This window comes from Acinetobacter sp. YH12255, from assembly GCF_013417355.1.
Lineage (GTDB): Bacteria > Pseudomonadota > Gammaproteobacteria > Pseudomonadales > Moraxellaceae > Acinetobacter > Acinetobacter pseudolwoffii.
In genome coordinates this window covers 83,158-109,997 of the sequence record NZ_VPEC01000006.1, presented here as the reverse complement: position 1 = coordinate 109,997, position 26,840 = coordinate 83,158, and the positions used below count along the sequence as shown (strand labels likewise).

Annotated in this window: 24 protein-coding genes, 1 rRNA gene and 3 pseudogenes; 21 read left to right on the top strand and 7 right to left on the bottom strand. The window is 43.4% G+C overall.

The features are described 5' to 3' along the window. Window positions 1–4: 4 nt before the first annotated feature. The 8 genes from rrf to hisC all read left to right on the top strand — a co-directional run bounded on the left by rrf (window position 5) and on the right by hisC (window position 7,456). A 5S ribosomal RNA gene (gene rrf, locus FTV30_RS04290) occupies window positions 5–119 on the top strand. A gap of 288 nt (window positions 120–407) precedes the next feature. Beyond that, on the top strand, window positions 408–1,859 hold the full coding sequence (locus FTV30_RS04285) for an RNA polymerase factor sigma-54 (RefSeq protein ID WP_180001088.1): 1,452 nt from the start codon (window positions 408–410) through the stop codon (window positions 1,857–1,859). A 183-nt stretch (window positions 1,860–2,042) separates the two neighbouring features. Beyond that, window positions 2,043–2,375, top strand: a complete 333-nt coding sequence (gene hpf / locus FTV30_RS04280; RefSeq protein ID WP_180001087.1) for a ribosome hibernation-promoting factor, HPF/YfiA family — start codon at window positions 2,043–2,045, stop codon at window positions 2,373–2,375. A gap of 133 nt (window positions 2,376–2,508) precedes the next feature. Next, window positions 2,509–2,760 (top strand): BolA family iron metabolism protein IbaG, encoded by a 252-nt coding sequence (gene ibaG / locus FTV30_RS04275; RefSeq protein ID WP_004730742.1) that lies wholly within the window; start codon window positions 2,509–2,511, stop codon window positions 2,758–2,760. A gap of 7 nt (window positions 2,761–2,767) precedes the next feature. Beyond that, window positions 2,768–4,024, top strand: coding sequence for a UDP-N-acetylglucosamine 1-carboxyvinyltransferase (murA, locus tag FTV30_RS04270; RefSeq protein WP_180001086.1), 1,257 nt, complete (start codon window positions 2,768–2,770; stop codon window positions 4,022–4,024). Then, complete coding sequence (hisG, locus tag FTV30_RS04265; RefSeq protein ID WP_004646025.1) at window positions 4,024–4,725, top strand: ATP phosphoribosyltransferase; 702 nt, start codon at window positions 4,024–4,026, stop codon at window positions 4,723–4,725. The genes murA and hisG overlap by 1 nt, the downstream gene beginning before the upstream one ends. A 186-nt stretch (window positions 4,726–4,911) precedes the next feature. Further along, on the top strand, window positions 4,912–6,213 hold the full coding sequence (hisD, locus tag FTV30_RS04260; RefSeq protein WP_081273097.1) for a histidinol dehydrogenase: 1,302 nt from the start codon (window positions 4,912–4,914) through the stop codon (window positions 6,211–6,213). A 151-nt stretch (window positions 6,214–6,364) separates the two neighbouring features. Further along, window positions 6,365–7,456: a histidinol-phosphate transaminase gene (gene hisC / locus FTV30_RS04255; protein ID WP_180001085.1), complete on the top strand. Its 1,092-nt coding sequence runs from the start codon at window positions 6,365–6,367 to the stop codon at window positions 7,454–7,456. A gap of 119 nt (window positions 7,457–7,575) precedes the next feature. On the opposite strand, the gene FTV30_RS04250 is transcribed toward hisC, so the two are convergent. Continuing rightward, complete coding sequence (locus tag FTV30_RS04250; protein ID WP_005095856.1) at window positions 7,576–8,907, bottom strand: anthranilate synthase component I family protein; 1,332 nt, start codon at window positions 8,905–8,907, stop codon at window positions 7,576–7,578. A 260-nt stretch (window positions 8,908–9,167) separates the two neighbouring features. Between FTV30_RS04250 and FTV30_RS04245 the strand changes: the two are divergent. Then, window positions 9,168–9,943 (top strand): annotated as a pseudogene (locus FTV30_RS04245) (DUF6160 family protein); the annotation flags it as partial. 55 nt (window positions 9,944–9,998) lie between these two features. On the opposite strand, the pseudogene FTV30_RS04240 reads toward FTV30_RS04245, so the two are convergent. Continuing rightward, window positions 9,999–10,939: pseudogene (locus FTV30_RS04240) on the bottom strand (IS5 family transposase). A 58-nt stretch (window positions 10,940–10,997) separates the two neighbouring features. Here FTV30_RS04240 and FTV30_RS04235 point away from each other — a divergent pair. Further along, window positions 10,998–11,690, top strand: a pseudogene (locus FTV30_RS04235) (hypothetical protein); the annotation flags it as partial. A gap of 66 nt (window positions 11,691–11,756) precedes the next feature. Here the strand turns inward: FTV30_RS04235 and FTV30_RS04230 are convergent. Beyond that, complete coding sequence (locus FTV30_RS04230) at window positions 11,757–12,305, bottom strand: NUDIX hydrolase (protein ID WP_167381261.1); 549 nt, start codon at window positions 12,303–12,305, stop codon at window positions 11,757–11,759. A gap of 123 nt (window positions 12,306–12,428) precedes the next feature. Between FTV30_RS04230 and FTV30_RS04225 the strand changes: the two genes are divergently transcribed. The 7 genes from FTV30_RS04225 (at window position 12,429) to fghA (ending at window position 18,432) form a co-directional block, all read left to right on the top strand. Next, window positions 12,429–13,037 carry a CoA pyrophosphatase gene (locus FTV30_RS04225; protein ID WP_005095870.1) on the top strand — a complete coding sequence of 203 codons (609 nt, stop codon included), beginning with the start codon at window positions 12,429–12,431 and terminating at the stop codon, window positions 13,035–13,037. 24 nt (window positions 13,038–13,061) lie between these two features. Next, entirely contained in the window at window positions 13,062–13,589 is a 528-nt protein-coding gene (locus FTV30_RS04220) for a gamma carbonic anhydrase family protein (protein WP_373683702.1), read from the top strand. Window positions 13,590–13,725: 136 nt separating this feature from the next. Continuing rightward, window positions 13,726–14,391 carry a tRNA (adenosine(37)-N6)-threonylcarbamoyltransferase complex dimerization subunit type 1 TsaB gene (tsaB, locus tag FTV30_RS04215; RefSeq protein WP_074384091.1) on the top strand — a complete coding sequence of 222 codons (666 nt, stop codon included), beginning with the start codon at window positions 13,726–13,728 and terminating at the stop codon, window positions 14,389–14,391. A gap of 16 nt (window positions 14,392–14,407) precedes the next feature. Continuing rightward, a complete protein-coding gene (locus FTV30_RS04210) occupies window positions 14,408–15,232 on the top strand; it encodes an undecaprenyl-diphosphate phosphatase (protein WP_005095875.1) in 825 nt (274 codons plus the stop codon). After that, window positions 15,226–16,047: a class I SAM-dependent methyltransferase gene (locus tag FTV30_RS04205; RefSeq protein WP_074384092.1), complete on the top strand. Its 822-nt coding sequence runs from the start codon at window positions 15,226–15,228 to the stop codon at window positions 16,045–16,047. Before FTV30_RS04210 ends, FTV30_RS04205 begins: the two co-directional genes overlap by 7 nt. A gap of 121 nt (window positions 16,048–16,168) precedes the next feature. After that, a complete protein-coding gene (locus FTV30_RS04200) occupies window positions 16,169–17,551 on the top strand; it encodes a C13 family peptidase (protein WP_180001083.1) in 1,383 nt (460 codons plus the stop codon). Between the two features lie 44 nt (window positions 17,552–17,595). Then, on the top strand, window positions 17,596–18,432 hold the full coding sequence (fghA, locus tag FTV30_RS04195; protein ID WP_100355870.1) for an S-formylglutathione hydrolase: 837 nt from the start codon (window positions 17,596–17,598) through the stop codon (window positions 18,430–18,432). A 62-nt stretch (window positions 18,433–18,494) separates the two neighbouring features. On the opposite strand, the gene FTV30_RS04190 is transcribed toward fghA, so the two are convergent. Further along, entirely contained in the window at window positions 18,495–18,773 is a 279-nt protein-coding gene (locus FTV30_RS04190) for a DUF2218 domain-containing protein (RefSeq protein WP_005095882.1), read from the bottom strand. 171 nt (window positions 18,774–18,944) lie between these two features. Here FTV30_RS04190 and rpe point away from each other — a divergent pair, with 171 nt between their 5' ends. The 4 genes from rpe (at window position 18,945) to FTV30_RS04170 (ending at window position 21,831) form a co-directional block, all read left to right on the top strand. Continuing rightward, window positions 18,945–19,631 (top strand): ribulose-phosphate 3-epimerase, encoded by a 687-nt coding sequence (gene rpe / locus FTV30_RS04185; RefSeq protein WP_180001082.1) that lies wholly within the window; start codon window positions 18,945–18,947, stop codon window positions 19,629–19,631. A gap of 629 nt (window positions 19,632–20,260) precedes the next feature. Then, window positions 20,261–20,578, top strand: coding sequence for a quaternary ammonium compound efflux SMR transporter SugE (sugE, locus tag FTV30_RS04180; protein ID WP_005095886.1), 318 nt, complete (start codon window positions 20,261–20,263; stop codon window positions 20,576–20,578). A gap of 74 nt (window positions 20,579–20,652) precedes the next feature. Then, on the top strand, window positions 20,653–21,135 hold the full coding sequence (locus FTV30_RS04175) for a methylated-DNA--[protein]-cysteine S-methyltransferase (protein WP_005095887.1): 483 nt from the start codon (window positions 20,653–20,655) through the stop codon (window positions 21,133–21,135). Between the two features lie 33 nt (window positions 21,136–21,168). Then, complete coding sequence (locus tag FTV30_RS04170; protein ID WP_180001092.1) at window positions 21,169–21,831, top strand: nuclease-related domain-containing protein; 663 nt, start codon at window positions 21,169–21,171, stop codon at window positions 21,829–21,831. A 52-nt stretch (window positions 21,832–21,883) separates the two neighbouring features. Here FTV30_RS04170 and FTV30_RS04165 read toward each other — a convergent pair whose 3' ends face one another. From FTV30_RS04165 to paaZ, 3 genes are all read right to left on the bottom strand, one after another. Beyond that, entirely contained in the window at window positions 21,884–22,819 is a 936-nt protein-coding gene (locus FTV30_RS04165; RefSeq protein WP_180001081.1) for a tRNA-dihydrouridine synthase, read from the bottom strand. Between the two features lie 187 nt (window positions 22,820–23,006). Then, window positions 23,007–24,446, bottom strand: coding sequence for an MFS transporter (locus FTV30_RS04160; protein ID WP_180001080.1), 1,440 nt, complete (start codon window positions 24,444–24,446; stop codon window positions 23,007–23,009). 194 nt (window positions 24,447–24,640) lie between these two features. Next, window positions 24,641–26,752, bottom strand: coding sequence for a phenylacetic acid degradation bifunctional protein PaaZ (gene paaZ, locus FTV30_RS04155; RefSeq protein ID WP_180001079.1), 2,112 nt, complete (start codon window positions 26,750–26,752; stop codon window positions 24,641–24,643). Window positions 26,753–26,840 lie beyond the last annotated feature (88 nt).

The following is a 26,840-nucleotide window of genomic DNA, read 5'->3' as shown; positions in this document are numbered from 1 at the left end:
TTGTGCTGGCGACAATAGCAAGAGTGAACCACCTGATCCCTTCCCGAACTCAGAAGTGAAACCTCTTTGCGCTGATGGTAGTGTGGGGTTACCCATGTGAGAGTAAGTCATCGCCAGCTCATTATTCAAAACACCCCCTGCATCAGCAGGGGGTGTTTTTTTATGTGCGGGATTTATAGCAAAATTAAAAAGTAAAAATAATATTCTGAATTTACTCAAAACACCCCTTAGCGAAATCGTTAATGGGTGTTTTTTGTTCTTGTAAATCAAATATTTGAGAATTATTAATTTGGGAAATATAAGAATTTGAAAGCCAATTCGTATGTTTTTTGGTAAAACTGTGTTATAAAAATTAAAACGGCATAAAAATTGCTTATAGAACAAGATTTTTAATTAAGGGGGTAATAATGAGACTATCAGTGGGCTTAAAAATTGCGAACTCGCTGTCATTAACTCCACAATTGCAGCAAGCAATTCGGCTATTACAATTATCGAGTCTGGAACTGGAACAAGAAGTTCAACTGCAACTTGATAGTAACCCTCTATTAGAAAAAGTTGAAGAACAGATTACTCTTGAACGCTTATCGACACTTGAATCAAATAATGAACACAAAGACCTAACTAATGAGCTCAATGCGGATCACCTTCCCGATGACCTACCTGTAGATACCGATTGGGATGATGTCTATACTCATCAACCTACCAGCTTAGGTGCGGCTGAATTCGAAGAGCGCGAAGACAATCGTCAAGGGCATCAGAGCTTACAGGAATATATGCTTGAGCAAATTAACCTGTTAAATTTTTCACAGCTTGATAAATTGATCGCTTATTGCATTGTCGATTCCCTGGATGACAAAGGCTTTTTAGATGCTGAGCTGACTGAAATTACTGCATCGGTACAACATCTTCTATCTTCGATGGGGAGTGAGGAGGAAATTGAAGATGATGAAGTTGCGGTCGTATTAAAGCATATTCAGCGTTTAGATCCGGTGGGTGTAGGGTCTAGAAGTTTGGCAGAATGTCTGTTGGTTCAGCTTGATCATTTACCTGCCTCAACGCCTTACCGAAATGATGCAATCAAGCTTCTACAACATTATGAATTACTGATTAGTAATGAACTTCCTAAACTGATTAAACAAACTGGGCTAAATCCAGAGCAGTTACGCTGTGCGGTAGATTTATTAAAAACTCTGAAACCTCACCCGGGCTTGGAATTTGAAAATAAAGAATCGGATTATCAGGTGCCAGATGTTGTGGTCATGAAAAAGAATAACGCTTGGCATGTCAATTTAAATCCGGATGTATTGCCAAAATTACGCGTCAATCCTTTCTATGCCAAAATGATTCGTCGTGCAGATCAAAGTGACGATAATCAATATTTACGTAACCAGATGCTAGAAGCAAAAAATTTCATTAAAAGCGTTGATGAGCGGCATAAAACATTATTAAAAGTGGCAACCTGTATTGTCGAACATCAGAAAATGTTCTTGGAAATTGGCGCTGAAGGGATGAAACCTTTGGTTTTAAGAGATATTGCCGAAGAAGTAGAATTGCATGAATCGACCGTATCGCGTGTGACCACCAATAAATATATGCTGACACCGCGTGGTTTATTTGAATTAAAATATTTCTTCTCGAGTCATGTGGGCACGACTTCAGGTGGAGAGGCTTCATCTACTGCCATTCGTGCCAAGATCAAAAAACTGGTTTCTGAAGAAAATGCCCGTAAGCCTTTGTCTGATAATGCAATCGCCAATATATTGAAAAATGAAGGGATTGATGTGGCAAGACGGACGGTGGCGAAATATCGTGAATCGTTACATATTCCTTCATCTTCTGAGCGAAAGGTCTTGATCTAAAATTTAAAATCTGGCTATTCTAAAGATTCATTATGACAGCATAATGAATCTTTTTTCTTTTGAGGAACAGTGAAAATGATTTGAATCAGTGCTTAAAATACGATTTTTGAGTTATAAGTTGCTGTATTTAAATTATTTTATATTGTGACTCTTCTAATCCTAACGAAGGTGAGGGATAGAACTATGCAAATAATAATTCGTGGACATCATTTATCTATTACGCCAGCAATTGAAGAACGTATAAAAACCAAATTTTCACAAATGACCAAGCATCTTGATCAGGTGAATAGTATGCAAGTGAAACTCTCTAAAGATCATCAAATTGATAAACGCTCCAGAAAAGGCAGTAGTAATCATATCGCAGAAGCGATTATCCGATTGCCGGGCATCGAGTTTTTTGCCCATGCCACAGCAGATGATATGTATACTTCCATTAAACTTCTGACAGAAAAATTAAAACGCCAGATCGATCGATATCGGGAAATACATTTACAGCAGCATGCTTTGGCTTTGTAAAGGACAAATGATGAAAAAGAGGTTTTAAAAGCCTCTTTTTTTTATATATATAATGTATGGATCCATGAATTATTTTTGCTATTTATAGTAAAATGGCTCGTTTTACACCCTTAGTCCTATAAGAGGTCTTGTGATGAATAATGAACAGCTCGCTGAAATTTTAGAAGCCGCTTTTCCCGAGGCGGATGTTGCTGTGAGTGGTCAGGGCGGAAAATTTGATCTCCGTATTGTGGATGATCAATTTGAAGGTAAGCGTCCAGTTGCACGTCAACAAGCTGTTTATGCTCCTCTCAATGCCCATATTGCCAGTGGTGCAGTTCACGCAGTGACAATTCGAGCAATGACAAAAGAAGAATGGCGCAAAGCAAGCTTATTTGGAGCTTAATAAATTAATGGATAAATTTTTAATTCAGGGCGGTATCAAGCTCGAAGGTGAAGTGCGTATTTCTGGTGCTAAGAATGCCGCGCTTCCATTATTAGCAGCAATGATTCTTGCCGATACGCCAATTACGCTCAAAAATGTTCCTGATCTGAAAGATGTGAATACATTGGTGAAGCTAATTGCCGGTCTTGGGATCACCATGACTTATGAAGGTGATACCGTTACTGCGGATACCTCGACATTACATAACCAGTTTGCACCATATGAGCTCGTGAAAACCATGCGTGCTTCTATTTTAGTGCTTGGCCCTTTATTGGCGCGCTATGGCAGTGCAAAAGTGTCTTTGCCGGGTGGTTGTGCAATTGGTTCACGTCCTGTTGATCAGCATTTAAAAGCGTTGGAAGCTTTGGGTGCAGAGATTGAAGTTGAAGCAGGCTATGTGCATGCCAAAGTCGATGGCCGTCTTAAAGGTGGCGAAGTCGTTTTCGATATGGTGACTGTCGGTGGTACAGAAAATATTCTGATGGCTGCAGTCTTGGCCGATGGTGTGACCACAATTCGCAATGCAGCACGTGAGCCTGAAATCACTGATCTTGCGCAAATGCTGATCAAGATGGGGGCCAAAATTGAAGGTTTGGATACCGATACGTTAATCGTGACTGGTGTTGAAAGTCTGCATGGCTGTGAATATGCAGTGGTGGCTGACCGGATTGAAACGGGTTCATATCTGGCGGCGGCTGCAATCACAGGTGGTCGTATCAAAACCACACACACAGATCCATCCCTCATGGAAGCTGTGCTGGATAAATTTGAAGAAATGGGCGCAGAAGTCACTCGTGGCGACGACTGGATTGAGTTAGATATGCTGGGTAAACGTCCGAAAGCCGTAAGCTTCCAGACCTTGCCACATCCAGAATTTCCAACTGATATGCAAGCCCAGATCATGGCTGTAAATGCCATTGCTGCAGGCTTTGCGACAATTTCAGAAACGATTTTTGAAAACCGTTTTATGCATGTTCCTGAGTTGGCCCGTATGGGGGCAAACATTCAGGTCGAAGGTAATGATGCTGTCGTAACTGGGGTAGAAAAACTTTCTGCCGCACCCGTAATGGCAACAGATTTACGTGCTTCTTTCTCTTTGGTACTGGCAGCACTTGCCGCTGAAGGTGAAACACTGATTGACCGTATTTATCACATTGACCGCGGTTATGAAAATGTAGAAGCAAAGTTACAAAATTTAGGTGCCCAAATTAAGCGAGTAAATTAATGAGCGATATGAGAAACGATGATCCAAACTTTGACGTAATGGGCAATTTTGATCATGGTTTAACTTTGGCATTAAGTAAGGGTCGTATCTTAAAAGAAACATTGCCACTGCTTGAAACAGCAGGGATTAATTTACTGGAAGATCCGGATAAATCACGTAAACTGATTTTCCCCACTACGCATAAACAGGTTCGTATTTTAATTTTACGTGCTTCTGATGTGCCGACTTATGTAGAAAATGGTGCAGCCGATATTGGTGTAGCGGGTAAAGATGTATTGATGGAACATGGTGCGCAAAATGTCTATGAACCATTAGACCTGAAAATTGCGGTTTGTAAATTGATGACAGCTGGTAAAGTCGGGATGCAGCGTCCTAAAGGTCGTTTGAAAATTGCGACCAAGTACGTGAATTTAACCCGGCAATACTATGCCAGCTTGGGTGAGCAAGTCGATGTGATCAAGTTGTATGGTTCAATGGAACTTGCACCATTGGTCGGTCTGGGCGATTACATTGTCGATGTGGTCGATACTGGTAATACCTTACGTGCCAATGGTTTAGAGCCACTTGAAGAAATCTGTAAAGTCTCTTCACGTTTAATCGTCAATAAAGCCAGCTTCAAACGTAAGCAAGCCTTGTTAAATCCGATTCTGGCTCAGCTTGAAAAAGCAGTCGAAGAACGCGAAAAGGCAAAACAGGCTTAAAATTGATTGCTTAAGAAACCGCCCAATCCGGGCGGTTTCTTATTTCTCTATATATCAGATTCTATTTAAATCCTTTCATCAATTTTACCCAAAGCTATTTTCAATAAAACTCATAGAGCTAGAGCACTATGTCTGCCGACAAAAGCCTAGAAAACAGGTAAACTAAAGCCTTCGAATTCAAACCTGATGGGTAAATTGATGCGACGTTTATCGACCCAAGATCAAAACTTCAAGCAAGCATTTGCTGACTTGTTGGCTTTTGAGACTGTGAATGATCCTGAACTTTTAAAAACTGTAGATCAAATTATTGCTGATGTTCGTCAGCATGGTGATGCACATGTTCTTAAACTCACTCAACAGTTCGATCGACATCCGGCGCATCAATTTTCAGAGCTAGAACTGACACAAGAGCAGCTCAAAGCTGCCTTTGAAGGTTTAACGACTGAAGTTCGTGAAGCACTGGAATTAGCTGCAGCGCGTGTGCGTGAGTTTCACCAGGCCCAAAAACAAGATGGCTGGACTTATGTCGATGCTTTGGGGAATACGCTCGGTCAGAAAGTGACTCCACTGGATCGTGTCGGGATTTATGTGCCGGGTGGTCTGGCATCTTATCCATCCTCAGTACTGATGAATGCAGTGCCTGCACATGTGGCGGGTGTCCCTGAAATTATTATGGTGGTGCCTGCCCCGAATGGTGAACTCAATCCATTGGTATTGGCTGCTGCATATTTGGCTGGCGTAACACGTGTCTTTACGATTGGTGGTGCACAAGCCGTTGCAGCACTCGCATATGGTACAGAAACCGTACCACCTGTCGATAAAATTACTGGTCCAGGTAACCGGTTTGTGGCTGCAGCAAAACGTGCGGTGTTTGGTCAGGTCGGTATCGATATGATTGCAGGCCCTTCTGAGATTCTGGTCTATGCCGAAGGCGAGAATAACGCTGAATGGTTGGCGATGGACTTATTGTCACAGGCTGAACATGACACTGTGGCACAAGCCGTTTTCATTACACCTGATGAAGCACTTTTAGATGCTGTTGAAAAGTGGATTGAAAAACACTTAGAAGCATTACCGAAAGCAGATATTGCACGTACTTCAATTGAGAACCGCGGTGCTTTGGTATTGGTAAAAGACCGTGCTGAAGGTGCTGAGCTGATTAACCAAGTGGCGCCAGAACATCTCATGCTATGTTTAGATGAAGCACAAGAGATGGCAGAAGATATTCGCCATGCAGGCGCGATTTTCATGGGTCGTTACACCCCTGAAGCGATTGGTGATTATTGTGCCGGGCCAAACCATGTCTTGCCAACTTCAGGTACAGCACGTTTTTCATCACCGCTGGGGGTTTATGATTTCCAGAAGCGATCAAGCCTGATCATGTGTTCACAAGAGGGTGTTAAAACCTTGGCGAAAACAGCAGATATTTTGGCACAGCAGGAAAATCTGGATGCGCATGCGAGATCGGCGCGTTATCGTTACCAGTAATTAAAAATATAAAACCTCTCCCTAACTCTCTCCTACTAAGGAGAGGGGAAATATTATAAAGAATGAATATTCCTCTCTCTGAATGAGCTTTAAGCATTGTTTTAAAGTGAATGTAAGAGAGGTTAGGAGAGGGAACTTTGAGAATTTAAAAATGAATATCACCACAGAACAAATGCGTTTTTGGAGTCCTGACGTACGTGAATTAGAACCGTATACGCCGGGTGAACAGCCAAAAATCCAGAATATTTTAAAACTGAATACCAATGAAAATCCGTATCCGCCATCGCCTAAAGTGGTTGCGGCAGTGCAGCAGGTATTGGCCAATTCAGCTGACGTTTTGCGCCTTTATCCAGATCCAGACGCATCTGAACTTAAACAGGCGATTGCGAAACAGCAACATGTGCCTGTAGAGACGGTTTTTGTCGGGAATGGTTCGGATGAAGTTTTAGCGCACATTTTCAAAGCATTCTTTGTTCAAGAACAGCCATTGCTTTATCCAGACATCACCTATAGTTTCTATCCGGTATATAGTCAGTTCTTTGGGGTAAAAACCAAAATTTTACCACTCAATGATGACTTTGAAATTGTGGTAGATGATTATAAACAGGCCAATGGCGGTATCATTATCACCAATCCGAATGCGCCAACCAGTATTAATCTTGGCTTGGGTGCGATTGAAGAAATTCTGCAAGCCAATCCAGATTCAGTGGTGGTGATTGATGAAGCCTATGTCGACTTTGGCGCTGAATCGGCAGTCAAGCTGGTTGAGAAATACGAAAACTTAGTGGTATGTCAAACTACATCGAAGTCGCGTTCTCTTGCAGGATTACGTGTGGGTTTTGCCATTGCTCAGCCACATTTAATTGCAGCACTTGAAGCAGTCAAAAATAGTTTCAACTCTTATCCGATGGATCGTTTTGCCATTGCGGCAGCGGTGGCTTCTTTTGAAGATCAGGAATACTTTGAAGCACAAAATCATAAAGTCATTGCCAGTCGTGAAAAGTTGGTAGCTCAGCTGAATGAACTTGGTTTTAAGGTATTACCTTCGAGTGCAAACTTTATTTTTGCCACATTCGTATCTAAAGATGCAGGTGAGCTCGCGAGTGAGTTACGTGAGCGTGGTATTATCGTGCGTTATTTCAACAAACCTCGTATTAATCAATTCTTGCGTATTACGATTGGTACAGATGAGCAAAATCAGCGTTTAGTAGATACGCTAAAAAATGAGATTTTGTGTAATTAAAATCCTTTCTAGCCTCCCGTTTTAAAGGGAGGCATTCTCACCTTTATTAAAGGTGAGAAGCATTGCTGCGCAAGGGGGAGATTTGTAGTAAAAAGCGAATCTTAAAATTCACTTTTTATTTATTCAGGCTGATACCAGGTATTTAACAGATCAAGCATCGCTGAAACCTTATCAAAGCATTCTTGATATTCCGCATCACAATCTGAAGAAATGGTAATACCACCACCGGCCCATAAAGAAATATCTTCCTGATACTTTTGAATCGAGCGAATCAGAATATTCCAGGAGCCAGTGCCATCGAAATTGAAATAGCCCATAGAACCACAGTAAGCACCACGTGGTGCACCCTCAAGTTCTTCAATAATCTGCATGGCCCGAATTTTGGGTGCGCCTGTAATCGAGCCACCTGGAAGAGCAGACATGAGTACTTCAAAAGGATTGATATCTGCTTTTAAAGTCGCTTCAACTTCACTGACCATATGATGAACTTGATTGAAGCTTTCAATACTAAATAATTTCGGTGTTTTGACCGAGCCTGTTTCGGCATAAACACTTAAATCATTACGTAATAAATCCACAATCATGACATTTTCTGCCTGATCTTTTTCTGAGGCTTTTAGGGTCTGTCTGGATTGTTCATCGAGCACTGGATCAGTAAAACGGGGCATTGTGCCTTTAATCGGTTTGGTAATAATTTTTCGCTTCGTTTCAAAATCAATGAACAACTCGGGTGAGCAGCTTAATAATTCAAAATCACCAATACGCAAATAACCCGCATAAGGCGCTTCGGTTAATGTCCAGAAGGCTTGGGCGGTTGCTAAGAGGGAACCTTGTGCGCGACCATTAAATTCTTGTGTCAGATTAATCTGATAGCAGTCACCTGCAATAATATAATCCTGAATTTTCTGAAATGCCTTGCTGTAGACCGTTTTGGTCCAGCGTGAAGTACAAGGGCTTATTAACTGAAACGTCGGACGAATTTTATTTTGATTAAGTAAGTTCTGAATATAATCGAAGATCTGCTCTGCTTGTGGATCATCACTATAGAACATCCATCCCTCAGAGCTTAGTTTAATATAGGAAGAAAATTGACCGATAAATAAACCAGGTTGAGAGCGGTCCGGATACTGAATATATTGCTGAGCCGCATAATCATAGCCAATAAAACCGACATAACCTCCATGAAATCCATTCTTGTGAGGATTTCTTAATGCATCAATTTCCAAACTAAACTCAGATGATCTGGGTTGATATTGTTCAATTTCCACTCTTTGAAACGACTGAATATGTGATTGCTGCACAATAAAATATTCTTGAGCACAGCAGGCAATAAAAGGCTGACCATTATTATTTAAATACACCAGATGCCCCAATGTCTTTAATGCGGATAATACATCTGCAACCAGAGGTGATTTAAATTTTAAGGGGCGATGATAGAGAGCTTCGGTCATTCAGTTAAGCAGAGTTCAATATGACTCGCTATTTTATATCAAGAAGACAGGAAAATATTTTTAAATCATCAAATACCGTTTATCGGTAAGCATTGGATTGCGACCAACAACAGTTGATCAAATGATTGCTCGGAGATAACTTAGTTCTGCAAGCAAATTACTCAAGGAAAGATGTTTTGCGTTGTCAGAAAATAAAAAATACAGCGTGAACATTGAGTGATTCACAACCAAAAAAAATACTACTCTTGGGAGAGTAAACAATGAAAAAATTCACAAAATTAGTTCTGGCGACTTCAGTTGCATTTAGTGCCAATGCGATGGCGATGCAAGCTATGGATGAAGCATCTCTAAGCGAAACAACGGGTCAAAGCGGTATTACTATCGGGATCGGTATTTCAAAAATCGCTATTGAAAAGTTATTTATTCATGATAATGACGGTTTAGCTGTTGATAAAGGTGGGACAGGTACGGCAGGTGCAATCGTTATTCGCGGTACGACTGATGTAGCTCCTGATGCCGCTGCTCTTGCTAATCCGACTACTGCAACTCATGGTGTAGTAATTGGTGCTAACTATGATGATGGTGGTGCTTACTTACTTCAATCTCGTAATCTTGCTGACTTGGTGATTGATTCAGATGCTGGTGCAGGGGGGCTAATCCTTTCATTAATATTGCAGCACAAGTATCAGGTCTTGATATCAAGATCGGTCGAATTGGTGTAACTGCATCTGGCGTAAAAGGTGTAGGTGATAATGTAGATACAATTCGTCGAGGTGGAGGTGCGGTTATAAATGATATCCTCAGTGGTTTAGAAGTTAAAACAGGTGTGATGGATGCAAATATCCAATTAGGTGCCGCACCTCAAGGTGCGATGATCAAACTGAATACTAAAATGGTTGCTGGCCTAGAAATTAAAAATCTAGGTATTCTGGATAATTCAACTAAAGGTGTAACTGTGGGACTTTCAGGTACAACTCCAGTAACTACACGTGAATCTGGTGAGATCTTCATTGAAAGTATTAAAATTGCAGATTCGAAGGGCTTTGTTGCACAAAGATTTGAAATGCAAAGCGCCCCTAATTGAGCCAAATTTAAGGCGTAACTTGGGTAAGTGGTCGACCTAATTCCGTAAATCTGTTAAGGACTGCTACACGTACATGGATCTCATTCACTTGGCTATCAAAACTCCTTGCACTGAGTTTATCTCCTAATAATTTGATGCAATGCATCTTAGTTTCAACCAAACTTCGCCGATGATAGCCTGACCATTTTTTCCATAGTGTCCTGCCTAAACGTTTAACTGTTCGAAGTAATTCATTTCGTTCTAGCGAGCTGCTCTTTGTATCTCTCCATGGTTTCGCATTTTTTCTAGGTGGAATCACCGCATGCGCTTGCCGATCTGCAATGACCTGACGGCATTGCTTGGTGTCATAAGCTCCATCGGTATAAACAGAGTCAATCCGCTCATCTTGTGGAATCTGATCAAGTAAATCACCAAGCACCTGTGAATCACTGACATTATTGGTTGTAAGCTGAACTGCTCGTATTTGTAGGGTTTTGGCATCTATACCAATATGAAGTTTACGCCATTGGCGACGATATTCAGATCCATGTTTCTTGCGTTTCCATTCGCCCTCACCTAGAAACTTCATGCCTGTAGAGTCCATGAGTAGGTGTAACCCATCACGACTTTTCTGATAGCTTATCGCAATATCAATATGCTTTTGTCGTCTACAGAGGGTGGAGTACGAATATCACTGATATTCGGGGCTGCTCAGCCACAGAGTTTAATCAGGCTTTGAGCAAAGCCAGTGACCATACGTAAAGAAAGACGGAATAGAGATTTGATCATTAAACAGCATTGAATCGCTGTATCGGAATAAGTTTGATTTCGTCCGTGCTTGCCTTGTGGTTGTGCATACCATTGGGTCTTAGGATCAAACCAGATTGAAATATTTCCTCGCTTGATTAAAGCTTGGTTATACGAGGACCAATTGGTTGTGCGGTAGATTTTCTGTGTAGGCTTCTTCATTTGAAAATTATATCGCTAAAAAAGCCTTTACAGATAGGTTTGTGCAACAAAGCCTAATGGAAGTATTGATTTATATAAAATTTTCTCAATCCGCTATCTGGATCGCGCGGTATTTAAAACAGAGCAGAATGTAGCTAGTGGGGAGAAGTATATCTTCCCGATGTATGCCAATCTGGAGTTTAAGTTTAGTGACACAACGGTCAGTCCAGTCACTTTGGGGATTGTGATTGATAGTAATGGTGATGTGCGAACCAATATGCAATCTGAGAATAATCTTGCGACCGACCCAATAACAGGCTGTGAGGGCGATGTGCTTGATAACAATTTATTATTGAATGGCGTACAGCAATACCGGCTTGGAACTTTAGGCCGTGCATTTGTTCGTGATAAATCGGTTTCGATGCGTCTGATTTTGGCCAATGTAAAATTAGGGGATTTGAATGGTGCATTGGTTGGGGTCGACTCATGCATCCAGTCTTCACCAAATTCAAATGATTCGATTGTGATTGGCGGTGCTTTGCTGAATTTGTCCAATGTACTGGATACTGCTGCCGGTCAGAATGGGCGGGTCACCTTCCTGAATTCGGTCGGAGACGGCGTGCAATGGGCCAATACCTATGCCAGTTTCCAGAAAATTTATAACAATAATAATGAGGATGAAACGCCTGACGATATTGGTCTGGCCAAACGAAGCGGTGGGTCTGTTGAGTTTAAACTTGCAGATTGTTATCGCGTCAAAGCTAAAGCGTAATGTCCCATAAATAAAAAAATCCCATCTGCGTATGGGATTTTTTTATGCGCGCTCAATCTATTGGATTTAACCGGTATGATCCAGACGCGAACCTAAGGTTTCTAAATGCATCGGGAAAATATTATTTTTACGGTCTGCAAAATAATGTCTTAGTGTATGTTCTACACTTGGGAAAGCCAGCTCGGTCCACGGAATATCTGCTTCATCGAATAAACGTGCTTCGATGGTTTCCTCACCAGCACCAAATTTTCCATCAATCAGATTGGCTTTGAACAGCACATAAATCTGGCCAATACGCGGAATGTTATACATACAGTACAACTGCTCAATCTCCACTTCGGCTTCAGCTTCTTCACGGGTTTCCCGTGCAGCACCTTGCTCCATGGTTTCAAACAGTTCCATATAGCCGGCAGGTAAAGTCCATAAACCGTAACGCGGTTCAATGGCGCGGCGGCACAGCAGGACTTTATTGTCCCAGAGTACCAGCGCGCCACAAATGACTTTTGGATTAATATAATGAATAGAGCCACATGAATTACACACGCTGCGGATTTGTTGGTCGCCCAAAGGAATTTTTTCGGTCGTTTTATGTCCACAATTCACACAGAAGTTCATATTCATCATCAATGATAAAAGTAAGCTCAGGATAACTGAAAAATCAAAATTTGGCATCATTTCTATCCCGCTGAATCAAAAATCAGCTATGATGAAATTATGATCATGGCTAGGGCTGAAAGAATGGATGCGCGTGAGTTGACACAAAAGTTGCAGCAACGATTACGCTTTTCCAGGCGTATTCGATCTGCGCATGCTGCCGTGTTGATTGCGATCACCGATGAAGCTGATCCCAAAGTATTGCTGACCCGCCGTTCGGCCTATTTGAATAATCATGCCGGAGAGGTTTCGTTTCCGGGTGGCAAGCGCGATCCACAAGATACCAGCAATATTGTCGTGGCTTTAAGAGAAGCCTATGAGGAAACGGCATTAAATCCCTTTGATGTGCAGCTGATGGGGGACTTGCCCATGCAGAAAGCCCGTAATGGCATGCTGGTTAAGCCGATTGTGGGGCTGATTCCGCCGCAAGTGCAGCTGATTCCGCAACCAACGGAAATCGACCGGATTTTCTTTGCCTCATTGCAACATTTGCTTGAAGCCACGCCCACACCTTATGAAGTCCGCTTTGCCCAGCAATCTTTATATTTTCCAAGTATGCGGGTAGAAAATGAAGTGGTCTGGGGATTGACGGCACGTATGCTGATTTCTTTGTTCCAGTATGGATTGGATTATAAAAAAGACTGGCCATTCCTGCTCAATTCACCAAGTTTTAAACGCTCCAAATTTTTTTAACCATTGAACAGGATTTTATCAATGTTGTATAAATTTCAGGGACACACACCGACTGCTACACAGCAGCCATGGGATGGCTGGGTCGCACCAACGGCAACAGTAATTGGACAAGTCGAACTCGGGCAGCAGGTCAGCATCTGGTTTGGTGCCGTGGTACGGGCAGATAACAGTAAAATCAAACTGGGTGATTTCAGCAATGTGCAGGAAAATGCCGTGCTGCATACCGATGCCGGTATTGAGATGCAAATTGGAAATTATGTCACCATCGGACATCAGGCCATGTTACATGGCTGTACCATTGGTGATAACAGCCTGATCGGGATTCAGGCGGTGATTCTGAATCATGCGGTGATTGGCAAGAATTGTATTATTGGTGCCAATGCCCTGATTCCTGAAGGCAAGATCATTCCGGATAATTCGGTGGTGATGGGTTCACCGGGCAAAGTGGTAAAAACGCTGGATCAAGACAGTATTCAAAAGCTGAAAATGAGTGCCCTGCACTATGCCGGGCATTTTCAGAAATTTCAGGATCTGGAACAAGTTCAGCTTTAATACGATGTTCTAGAAAATCATGATAAGCCTAGAATTTTCTAGGCATTTTTGTATCTGTTTCGGGAAAATCTCGCGTAGCGGATATGAGTGGAGTATTATATCCGCGTTTTTTATATTCTCTGAATTAAGGTTGTGCATGAAAGTGCTGGCATTGGAGACTGCCAATGAGCAGTGTTCCGTCTCTGTGATCGATGATACTCAAGAACTATTTTTTCAGCTTGATGCGCGCGCCAAGGCACAAACGCAAACGATTCTCCCAATGATTGAACAAGGTCTGCAAGATCTTGGGCTGGCGATTGGTGATTTAACCGCGATTGCTTTTAGTCGTGGTCCGGGTTCTTTTAGCGGCGTGCGGATTAATGCCGCAGTCACGCAGGCGCTGGCCTGGTCAAATGATGTGCCGGTGATTCCGGTGTCGACTTTACAGGCCTTGGCGCAGGCAGCTTACCGTGTACATGGTCTGACTGAAGTTTCTGCCGTGTTAGATGCACGCATGAGCGAAGTTTATATCGCGAGCTATCAACTGGATGCAGAGGGGATCATGCAGCCGGTCGATGAAGAACAATTATTAAGTTATGCCGAAGGCAGTCAAGCTGTTCGGTTTACGCCGGTGGGCTCTGGTGCTGAGCTGGTACAAACTGAAGCTTCAATGTATAAAAATGTGCATGCGACCGCACAGGATATTGCCAGCATCGCACGTGCAGCAGCACACACAGAAAACTGGGTCAGTGCAGAATTGGCGCTGCCGGTGTATTTACGTGATAACGCGTGGAAAAAAATTCCTGAACAAGGCAAAGCATAATTAATTAGGATAAAGCATGGATCTTTTACTGCTACTCAAAGCGGCAATCATGGGTATTATCGAAGGTATTACCGAATTTTTGCCGATTTCCAGTACTGGCCATTTAATTTTGGCATCAGAATTAATGAATTTCTGGACCAAGGAAAAGAGTGATGTATTCGTCATTGCCATTCAAATGGGTGCCATTGCAGCGGTAATTTATGAATATTGGGCCCGTCTTTGGGGAGCAGCAACCGGAATTGTCAGCGGTGAGCCACAGGGTCGTCGCTTAGGGATCGGCCTGATTTTGGCCTCGATTCCAATTATATTGATTGGACTGACCTTGGGGCAAACGGTCAAACAGTTTCTGTTTAATGATATTGCCATTGCCATTGGTTTGATTGTGGGTGGCCTGATCATTATCTGGATTGAAAAACATCCGCCTCAAGTTCGTGCACATGAAGTTGAAGATCTCAGTATTAAAGATGCCATCTGGATTGGTCTGATTCAGGTCTTGTCCTTGATTCCGGGAACCTCTCGTTCAGGTGCGACCATTATCGGTGCGATGTTTTTAGGTGTATCACGTAAGGCCGCGACTGAATTTTCATTCTTTCTGGGTATTCCGGTCATTATTGGTGCCGGCCTGCTGGATCTTTATCAAAGTTATGATGTGCTAAATACTACTGAAGACTGGGCCGTGATCGGGGTCGGGCTTCTGGTTTCTTTTATTTCGGCACTGTTACTCATCCGCGCGCTGGTGGCTTATGTCGCTAAACGCGACTTTATGATCTTTGCCTGGTATCGTATTGCTTCGGGTCTGCTGATTTTATTATTTGCCTATACAGGTTGGAAATTATGGTAAGCGCGATTCGCTTATATGCCGAATCTGACGATCAACAGAAAGCACAGCACTTCGGGGCTGTGCTTTCTTCTCGTGGGGTGCAGGTCGAAATTGAAACGGTTGAAAAACTCAATGCACGTTTCTTTCGTCTGAATCCTGAACTGGCCTTATGTGTGGATGAGAATGGACTTTGGCTTTGTGCCCATGGCATGAAAATGCAACCGGACTGGCAAGCCGAGACCGGACGTTTAAAACGTGCATCTTTAAAATCTGAAATGATTGCACGTGCCTGTCATTTAGCCGAGAAACCGAGCTTGATCGATGCCACCGCGGGTCTGGGACATGACAGTTTATTGATGGCGCATTTAGGTGCCCAAGTCACGCTGGTCGAACGACATCCCATATTATTTACTTTACTTGAAGATACCCATACCCGTGCACAATCTGATGTATTTCTGAGTCAAGTCGTATCACGGATTCAACTGGTCTTTTCTGATTCAGCCGATTATCTGAAGCAGCAAGCCGAGCAGCATCGAACTGTAGATGTGGTCTATCTGGATCCGATGTTCCCGCAGCGGGATCAGAACCAGCAGGCGGTTAAGAAACAGGCGCAAGTCAAAAAACAGATGCAGCTCTTGCACATGCTTTTGCCTGAAGATGGCGAAATGGATCTGGGAGATAACCTGTTGGAATTGGCGCAAAAAATTGCCAAACGTGTGGTGGTCAAACGTCCACGTCTGGCGGTGTTTTTGGCAGAAAAAGAACCTCATCATCAATGGCAGGGTGATGCCTGCCGTTTTGATGCATATTTTCAGCATGAACTTGTGGCTGAATAAGATAATTGTTTCAATATTAAGCAAGGATTTGTTGTATATTTAACAATTGGCATTGATAAAACCGTTATCAAGCATAAACTTATTCAGCACCTTAGCGAGCCACTGATCTCCTTGAAATTCTATGATCGACTTTAAACCCTCCATTAATTTTTGGCACGATTTTAAGAGCAACCAAATTGCCGGGATGTGGTTATTTCTGGGATCTCGGCGTTCATTGCAACTGGTTCGTCCATCGATCATGCAATTGGTGTTCTGGGGGATTCTGGGTGGTTGTGCCAACAGCCTATTTAGCTGGCTCAGTTCAGGCCGTATAGGAGATTTTAACTCTCAAGGTCTGATTAGTTATGCACTTTGGCCTTTTATTGCGCTGATTGTGGGTATCTTTCTGTCGCAACGGATCAATAACCTGCGTTTGATGCTGGTGCCGGCATTGTTATGGCTGGTTTTAGATACTCATATCATGCTGTTCCAGTGCCTGATTCAATATCTGGGCGATCTGGACTATCTGCCTTATATCCTCTATGACTATATTCCGACCCTGTTTGTCATGTTATTTGTCTGGCAAAGTCTGGCTGTGGTCTGGGTAATTTCACGTGAATTAAAATGGCCGTGGTGGGAACGTGCGCTGATTATGCTGGCGACCTTGTTTACGCTGGTGGTCTGGCAAATTTCAGTCAAAGATCAACCGATCTGGAAAGTCGAAGAAATTCCACCGAGCTTTGCCGAAGATGCATTTTATGCGCAGCCAATTTTGCTGAATAAAGCCCTGGAAAATATCGAATACGGTGAATTTGCCCAATCGCACTGGTATTTTATGGGCGTGGCTGGCGCAAGTTATCAGGATGTATTTCATTCTGAAATCGAGCGGATTAAAGAGCAGTTTGATACCCGTTTTGGCACTTATGGCCGTTCTATTGCTTTGGTCAATCATCCGGCGACACGTACCACCCTGCCGATTGCCTCCAAAACCAGTATAGAACTGGCATTGCGCCGTATGGGCCAGCAGATGAACCGTGAAAGTGATGTGTTATTTTTATATATGACCTCTCATGGTCTGCCAAATGTGTTTGAAATGGAAAATGCGCCGCTGGATTTGGCCCAGGTCGATCCAAAATGGTTACGTGAAACACTGGATGCAGCAGGCATTCGCTGGCGTGTGATTGTGATCTCGGCCTGTTTTTCCGGCAGCTTTGCTTCGGCCCTGCAGAATGACAATACCCTGGTGGTTACGGCTTCGGCAGCTGACCGTCAGTCTTTTGGCTGCTCCAATGAAGCGGATTATACCTATTTTGGCCGTGCATTCTTTGATGAAGCGATGCGTGAAAATAGCAGTCTGCAAGCCGCGTTCGAACAGGCCAGAGATACCGTAGCAAAATGGGAATCAGCGCAAGGCTTCGAGCCTTCAGAACCGCAATGGGTGATTGGCAAGAATATGCAATTGATGTTGCCACAGCTGGAACAACGTTTATTTCCGCAAACCAGTACAATGACACAATCACCTTAGATCAATGTCATCAGCAGATATGCTGCAATCATAAGGAATATGCCATGGAACTCGTACAGAACAATAGGAGCTTTGAAGGTGAACAGCGGATTTATCGCTTTGATTCGAAAGCACTGAAAACATCGACCAAATTTGGCATTTATCTGCCGCCTCAAGCCCTAGAAGGTCATAGCTGTCCGGCATTGTTTTATCTGGCAGGCTTGACCTGTACCGAGGAAACCTTTGCGATTAAGGCACATGCGCAGCGTCTGGCAGCACAATTGGGCCTGATTTTAATCACACCGGATACATCGCCACGCGGTGAAGCTGTGGCAGAAGGCGATCACTGGGATATCGGTCAGGGAGCAGGTTTTTATATCAATGCCACCGAAGCGCCGTGGGCTGAACATTATCAGATGGAAAGCTTCATCGTCGATGAACTCTATGCACTGGTCACAGAAGAGTTTGTGATTCAGCCGGGCAAGATCGGCATATTCGGTCACAGTATGGGCGGACATGGTGCATTGACTCTGGCTTTTAAATATCCAGAAAAATTTAGTTCAGTTTCGGCTTTTGCACCGATCTGTGCACCAAGCCAATGTCCTTGGGGAGACAAAGCTTTCTCGAATTATCTGGGTGAAAACCGTGAAGAATGGCTCAAGCATGATGCGACTGCACTGGTTAAAGAGAAAGGGGCTTTATTCGCTGACATCCTGATTGATCAGGGTTTTTCAGACCAGTTCTATAGCCAGCTGAATCCGGCGCTGTTCCAGCAGGCCTGTGATGCCGTGAACCAGCCGCTGACCTTGCGTGAACATCAGGGTTATGATCATGGCTATTACTTTATTCAAAGTTTTATGGATGACCATCTACAGTTTCATGCGGTACAGCTTCAGCCTTAAATTTAACATTATTCATATAAAAAAGCCCTACTAGATATAAGATCATCAGGGCTTTTTATCGCTTATCTTTGCCAGTCTGCTGTTAAATCTTCCTGTCCCATGCGAATGAGATGATCCAGAACCACATTTTCCAGTTTATCGAAATCGGTAGATTCATCGCTACTTTGGATGGTCACCAGCAAGTGCTCAGTCTGAGGAATTAACATCAGCTCTGCACTCGGAAAATGAATCAGGAACTGCTGGTCTGTTTCTTCGATGGTAAACTTATGCTTCCAGTGATTGGCCAGGCGTTTGGCAAGGCGCTGCGCCTGTTGAGTCTGGATCTGGGCGGTACTTTGCATTCTTACTCCTCTAAACTTTTTATCCTTGTCAGGACTTTAAACCAAATTGAAAGGCATTCATAAGCCTTAAAGCGTTACACAGCGTTTTATTCTTGCAACATCAAGGTCACAGTAGCCGGACTGGATTTGTTATAATGAGAAAAATCCAATTTTAGCTAGCCAGGTTCTCCCATGTCCAAGCCATATTTAATTGCACCTTCAATTTTATCTGCCGATTTCGCCCGATTAGGTGAAGAAGTCGAGAACGTCTTGGCAGCAGGGGCAGATGTTGTTCATTTTGATGTGATGGATAATCATTATGTACCGAATCTGACTTTTGGTGCAGGCGTTTGTAAGGCATTGAAAAACTATGGGATCAAAGCCCCGATTGATGTGCATTTGATGGTGAAACCGGTAGATCGTATGATCGGGGATTTCCTTGAAGCAGGTGCCGATATCATTACCTTCCACCCGGAAGCATCTGACCATATTGACCGTTCTTTACAGTTGATCAAATCGGGTGGTGCAAAAGCCGGTTTAGTCTTTAACCCGGCCACACCGCTGCATTATCTGGATTATGTATTAGATAAAGTAGATCAAATTCTGTTGATGAGTGTAAACCCGGGTTTTGGTGGACAGAAATTCATTCCGATGACTTTGGATAAACTGCATCAGGCCCGTAAACTGATCGATGCTTCAGGGCGTGATATTCAGCTGGAAGTCGATGGCGGTGTTACCCCAAGCAATATTCGTGCAATTGCCGAAGCGGGGGCGGATATGTTTGTCGCTGGATCTGCTATTTTTGGCAAGCCGGATTATAAAGCTGTAATTGATGAAATGCGTGCAGAATTAGCCAAAGTCGGTCAGGTTCAACTCTAATCGCTAAAAAGTAGTATGCACATAAATATGTGGATAACTTTATGGATAAGTGTGTAGATATCCATGTGGGTAACCATATGGATATGTTGTGTAAAATGTAATCATTTGTAGCCAGATTGATTATTCCTTAGACGAAATTTGTATAAAAAGAGCTCAAATCTGGTTCTTTTTATACCTTACAACCCCTCTTGTTTAGGGGGCGTTTATTCATCACAGGTTCATAATCATGTTAAATAAAAAGTGATCAATAGGTCTTAAAATTGTATTTCATTGTGTAATCTCTTTGCTCGTTATTTAAATTTAATGGATGTGTATAACTTGATATGCTGCACTTATTTTTGTGAAATTATTGTTGCTGAATTTGCCTGATCATAGGGGGTATTTCTGAATGATCATTTTGAATATCTACCATAATAACAGCAGCGACAAATGTCTTGAAGATTTGAGTAAGATCAGGTTAAGTTGCATCTCTAAGAGTCATGTTTTGTAAAAATAATCAGGTGTGCGTAATCTGGTTTTATAAAATTTTTTATAGGTAGGAGGAACGACCTCCCTTGTCTATTTCATGCTGAAATGCACAGGAAAAATCGTCAGGACGGCCTGATTCTTAGATAAAAGAGGAGGGCTGCATGGCCTGGATTGCACTTATATTCGCAGGTGTTTTTGAAATCGTTTGGGCATATTCCATGAAATTGTCCGAAGGATTTACCCGATTAACGCCAAGTATCATCACCATTTTCTTTATGATTCTCAGCTTTGCCTTACTGGCCTATGCCATGCGTACTTTGCCATTAGGCACAGCTTACGTGATCTGGACCGGAATCGGGGCTGTGGGTTCATTTCTGATCGGGATTTTAGTTCTGGGTGAGCCGACATCGGCCATGCGTATGCTAGCTGCAGTATTGATTATTTCCGGTCTGGTGCTGATGAAAGTATCTTCTTCATAATTTGTTTCAGCCTGTCTCGGTGAACTGAGTTAAAATAGAAAATAAACTCCGCTGATCCGGGACAGGGTGTAAGCATGAACTTAAGTTATCTCTATATGGATTCTCCAGTCGGTCAGTTACGACTGGTCGCGAATGACACCGCACTGGTAGCTGTGCTTTGGGATTGTGAACAGCCGAATCGGGTGAAACTGGCGACCTTGGTGGAAGATCCGCAGCATCCGGTATTGATTGAAACCAGACGCCAGCTTCAGGAGTATTTTGCTGGTCAGCGCAATGTTTTTGACTTGCCTTTGGACTTTGCCGGAACCGATTTTCAGAAAAAAGTCTGGCAGGCTCTGCTGAATATTCCTTATGGCCAGACCCGAAGCTATCGCGATATTGCCGAGCAGGTGGGTAATGTTAAAGCAGTGCGTGCCGTGGGTGCAGCCAACGGGAAAAACCCGATTTCGATTATTGCACCCTGTCATCGGGTGATTGGCAGCAGTGGTAAGCTGGTGGGCTTCGCCGGTGGTTTGGATAAAAAAGAAATTCTGTTAAATATTGAGCGAACGCATTAAGATCGAAGTCTTAAAATAAATGAAAATTAGAATATTGAACATTCCACATTACAGATATTAAGTTCGCTCTGGTCCAGTGTATGGTGGATTTTTCTGCTGTTCTTTGGCGTGATTGTTTTTAAATTATTTAAGCCATTTTTAAAAGGGAAATTAGGAGAATTTGCGGTTGCTGCCCATGTCAAACTGTATTTAAAAGACCCTGAATACATTCTGCTGAATGATTTGACCCTTCCAGATGGAGCAGGTGCCACCACACAAATCGATCATCTGCTATTAAGTCCTTATGGCATCTTTGTGATTGAAACCAAAAACTATAAGGGCTGGATTTTTGCAAGCGCGCGTCAGAAACAATGGACTCAGAAAATTTATAAAAACAGTTATACATTTCAAAATCCGATTCATCAAAACTATAAACACATCAAAGTTCTGGAACAATTACTGACTGATATTGTGGAGCCAGATCTTTTGCATTCCGTGATTGTATTTATGCCGGATGCGGTATTTAAAACACCAATGCCGAATGAGGTATTTCGCGGTGCAGGCTGGACCGATTATGTGAAAAGTTTTGATCAACAGATGATTTCTGAAACAAAATTAAAACGGATACAACTGCCTTTAGAAAAAGAGCTTTTAGAAAAATCCTGGAAAACCAATCGGGAACATGTAGAAAGCTTAAAACAGCATAAGCAGCCTTAAAATGATTTATAGAATCAAAAAAAGCCTTTGAATCATTCAAAGGCTTTTGCATTTACATAGTTGAAGCTTTCAGTTTTTCGGTAATCTCGGCCAGAACTTTAATCCGCTTTACTTCATTCCATAAGGCTTTGGCTTCAGGATAATGTTTCGACATCATGCCCAGCCATTGCTTGTAACGACCGACCATGCCAATTTCAGTTTTGGCGGAACCATTGATAAAGCGAATTTGCAGTTCCAGCAGTTCATTCCAGTTCATCAAAGGTGCATCTGAATTTTGGCGGATACATTGGGTCAGGTCGGGTGTGGTCACTGCACCACGGCCAATCATCAGGTCTTCGCAGCCAGATTCCAGACGACACTGTTTGGCATCGGTATTGTTCCAGATTTCACCATTGGCAATCACATTAATTTTCAATGCTTCACGGATCGGTTGTAACTGGTCCCAAAAAGCAGGTGGGGTATAGCCATCGGCTTTGGTGCGCGCATGAACGGTGACCCAAGACGCTCCCGCATCTTCAATAGCATGGGCATTGTCCAGCATAAAGTTGCGATCCATATAACCCAAACGCATTTTCGCAGACACCGGAATATGCGCCGGTACTGCATCTCGCACGGCTTTGACTAACTCATGTACCACTTCGGGTTCATCCAGTAAAACGGAACCGCCGCGATGACGGTTCACGGTTTTCGCAGGACAACCAAAATTCAGGTCAATCGCCGGTGCGCCCATTGCGGCAACTTTGGCTGCATTTGCTGCCAGCATTTCCGGATTATTTCCCAGAAACTGCACATGTACCGGCGTACCCGCCGCCGTCTTGCCATCATTTAACAGTTCCGGGCAGTAACTGTGATAAACATGATCGGGCAGGATAGAGTCGGTGACACGGATAAACTCGGTCACGCACCAGTCAAAGCTACCTACGGATGTCAGCACATCACGCATAATCGGATCGGTTAAGCCTTCCATGGGAGCAAGCACAAGTTTCAACGGTGCACACCTGTAAATTTAAAACGGTGTTATACGTTTTTTTAGCCAGCCTGTCTAGGTTGGAGGGAGAATTGAAATTTGAGAACTTGAAAATTGAGCTTGTGGAATGGATATAAAAAAGGCCTTTAATGTGGATTAAAGGCCTTTCACAGTGAAGCTTAAGATGGCTGATTCATATCCAGCTATTTTAGTCAGCCAGTTTTTCGACTTTCATACTCTCACGATAATACTGACAGCCCTTATACAACAAGAAGAAGCCAATCACTCCGGCAATGGCATTGACGATCGAAATAGAATTACCAACCATCATCATGTTCTGAAAATATTTATCCGTGATCAACGCCACTGCGGTGGTTCCGATGCCTAAGGCAATCAGGTTTGAAACCAGTAGGAACTTGGCAGAGACCTGGGCTCGTAACTGGTTTGGTGTCAGCATTTGCGTAGCAGCAGCGGATGCAGGAATCGGGAAAGTAGAGAAGAACATCGCCACAAAAATCAGCGCAAATGAAAGCTGCATATTATCGACTTGAGTAAACAGCACACTCGGAATAATCAGCGCCGCACAGCCAATGGCACCGGTACGAATTGCAGCATCGCTATAGCCACGCTTTGAAAAGAAGTCGATCAGCCAGCCACAGAACAGGGCACCAGAGGTATTTGCCACTAAAATAATCGTCCCAAGGATATAACCGGTTTGACTCGCATCCAGACCGAAATTACGCATGTAATAGGCAGGTGCCCAGCCCAGCAGCGAATACAGCATCATGGTGTAAAAAGAAAAGCCGATAAAATGACAGAAAAAGGTCTTTTTATGTGTCTTGATAAAACCGATCGAATTTTTGAAAGAGGCTTTAATGACCTGACCATCCTGACCGACTTTCATGCCCTTACGTGCAGGCTCACGCACCGTCAAAACCATCAGCAGGGCCAGCAATACGCCTGGTAGACCCACAATCATAAAGGTAAGTTGCCAGGTTTTTACTTCACCAATGAGCGGTAAAGCCACGAAGCTGACATCTTTTAGCAGGCCAATCACATAGCCGCCAATCAGGAAAGCTAAACCCGAACCAATAAAGGCACCAATCGCATATACCCCGAGTGCACGGCCTAATTTATCTTTGGGAAATAAATCGGCAACGATTGAATAAAAGGCAGGGGAAAGCGCAGCTTCACCGGCACCCACACTCAAACGTGCAATAAACATTTGAATAAAGTTTTTACTGAGACCACAGGCCGCTGTAGCGAGGCTCCAGAATGCAATCCCGGTCGCAATAATTTTAATCCGGGACTTTCGATCCGCCAGCGCGGCAATGGGCAGACCCATAATGGCATAAAACAAGGAGAAGGCTAGACCCTGTAACAGGCTGAACTGGGTATCGCTTAGCATTAAATCGGCTTTAATCGGTTCAATCATTAAGGATAAAATTTGACGGTCTACAAATGACAGAATGTAAGCCACCATACAAATGACCACCACATACCATTGATAGGTGCTGCTTTCCGGTGGTGGTTCAATCTGTTCAGACAGCGGCACGGCCGTTTCTGTCGGTGTAGGCTCAAAACTTTGATTGGGCGGTTGAATCGTCCTTTCAACCATGTCTATGTCTAGCGATTTATCATTCATCATGCAACATCCTGTGCTGATCGTTTGAGATATTTATTTGATACTTTTAATTTATATATTATTTTTATTTTGTATCGTGTTTGATCAATCTAAAGTTTAATTGGATTGACGTCAATCTGTTTTTTAAGAATAGATACAAATAATATTTGAATCAAAAAAAAAGGAATCATAATGATTCCTTTTTTGAGTTTAAATGTTTAGCCGCGCTCAACCAGGGTCAAAATATCATAGGTTGCGACCAGTTCATTGCGCTGATTTTTGACTTTAATATCCCAGACCACCACACCATGTGGTTTCTGTGCCGGATCGCGCAGTGCTTTTGGAGTTTTCTGCTTACAGGTCAGTTCTACCTGAATGGTATCGCCAATTTTCACCGGCTCTACAAAGCGCAAGTTGTCCATGCCATAGTTGGCAATGACCGGGCCTGGAGCAGCCTCGACGAATAAACCGGCCGCGGCAGATACCACAAAGTAACCATGGGCCACGCGCTCACCAAACAGTGATTCTGCCGCAGCAATTTTGTCCATATGCGCATAAAAGTGATCACCGCTCAGGCAGCCGAAATTCACCAGATCGGCTTCGGTCACGCTACGTCGTGCAGTCAGTAAACGCTCACCGATACGCAATTCATCAAATGATTTTTTGAATGGATGCACACGGTCTTCAAAGACCTGAGCACCAGCCGTCCAGCTATGACCGACTTGGGTCATGGCATTCGGGGAACCTTGAATTGCAGTCCGTTGCATATAATGTTTCACTGCACGTAAGCCACCGAGCTCCTCACCGCCACCGGCACGTCCCGGTCCGCCATGCACCAGCAAAGGTAGTGGCGAGCCATGTCCGGTACTTTCTTTGGCACTTTCAGCATCCAGAATATGGACACGGCCATGCCATGGCGCAATTTTGCTGAGCAGTTGTTCAATATTTTCATCGGTATTGCGTACGATGGATGCTACCAGACTACCTTCGCCACGTGCCACCAGGTCAGCCAGCTGAGCCAGGTCAGTATATGGCATTAAAGTCACTACAGGTCCAAAGGCTTCAATCTTATGGATATTTTCTGCCTGAGCTGGCACTTTGCATACCAAAACTGTCGGTGGATAGCATGCAGACTTTTCAGCGCTTTGTACTTGAATCTTAAAGTCCTGACGCAAGTGGCTACCGAATACGATCTCTGCATCCTGGCTGAGCTGTTCAACTTTTGCCGCGACATCATATTTCTGTTTGACGCTGGCCAAAGCACCCATGCTGACGCCTTCCTGAGCGGGGTCACCGACGACCACTTTTTTCAGTTTTGCAATCAGGCGACTTTGTACTGTATCCAATAGCTTGGCTGGCACAAAGGCACGACGAATAGCGGTACATTTCTGTCCGGTTTTGGTGGTCATTTCACGGAAAACTTCACGGACAAATAAATCAATCGTTTCATCATTAGCTTGCGCCGTCAAAATCGCACTGTTGACCGAGTCTGCTTCCATGGTGAATGGAATCGAGTAGGCATTTAAGTGTGGATGCGAACGCAGTTTTTGCCCGGTTGAAGCAGAACCGGTAAAAGTGACCGTATCTTGAGGATTTAAATGATCAAATAAATCATAGACCTGTCCGCAAATGAGCTGCAGTGAACCTTCTGGCAAGAAACCGCTTTCATGAATGGCTTTAACTACGGCATGAGTCAGCTCGGCACCTTCGGTCGCCGGTTTGACAATACAGGGTACGCCTGCCAGCAGTGTCGGTGCGATTTTTTCCAGCATGCCCCAGATCGGAAAGTTAAAGGCATTGATATGCACGGCGACACCGGCTTTAGGCGTCAGAATATGTTTCGCGCCAAAGCTACCTTGCTTAGAAAGAGGAATCCAGGCATCTTCGACCCATGCTGTTTCATCACTCAGTTCACGACGCACCAAACTCGAATAGGCATATAAGGTGCCAATCCCGCCTTCAATATCAATCCAGGCATCTTTACGGGTACAGCCGGTTGCTTTGGCAAGCTCATAAAAGTCTTCTTTGCGTTCCATCAAATACTGAGCCACTTGCTTCAGTGCATTGGCACGTTGATGGAAGGTCCATGTGGCAATAGTCGCGCCTTTTTGTTTGGCATACTTCACCACGGCTTGGGTATCGATGCCCTGACTGCCGACCTGATAAACCGCTTCACCGCTAATGGCATGATAAACCGTACGTAAATCGGCTTGCGCTGCGTATTCCTGGCCGTACACCAGTGAAGATAAGCTTTTGATGGCAATAGGATTATGGGTTGATTCAGTATCTTGATAATCCGTTGTGCTTGAGCTGCTGTCTAACTCTAACATTGTAAAAACTCCATTTATGATACGTTTTGAGATGTATTTTAATTTTGATGTTTCATAATTTGTGTTGAAAAATTGAAAATGTCAATCA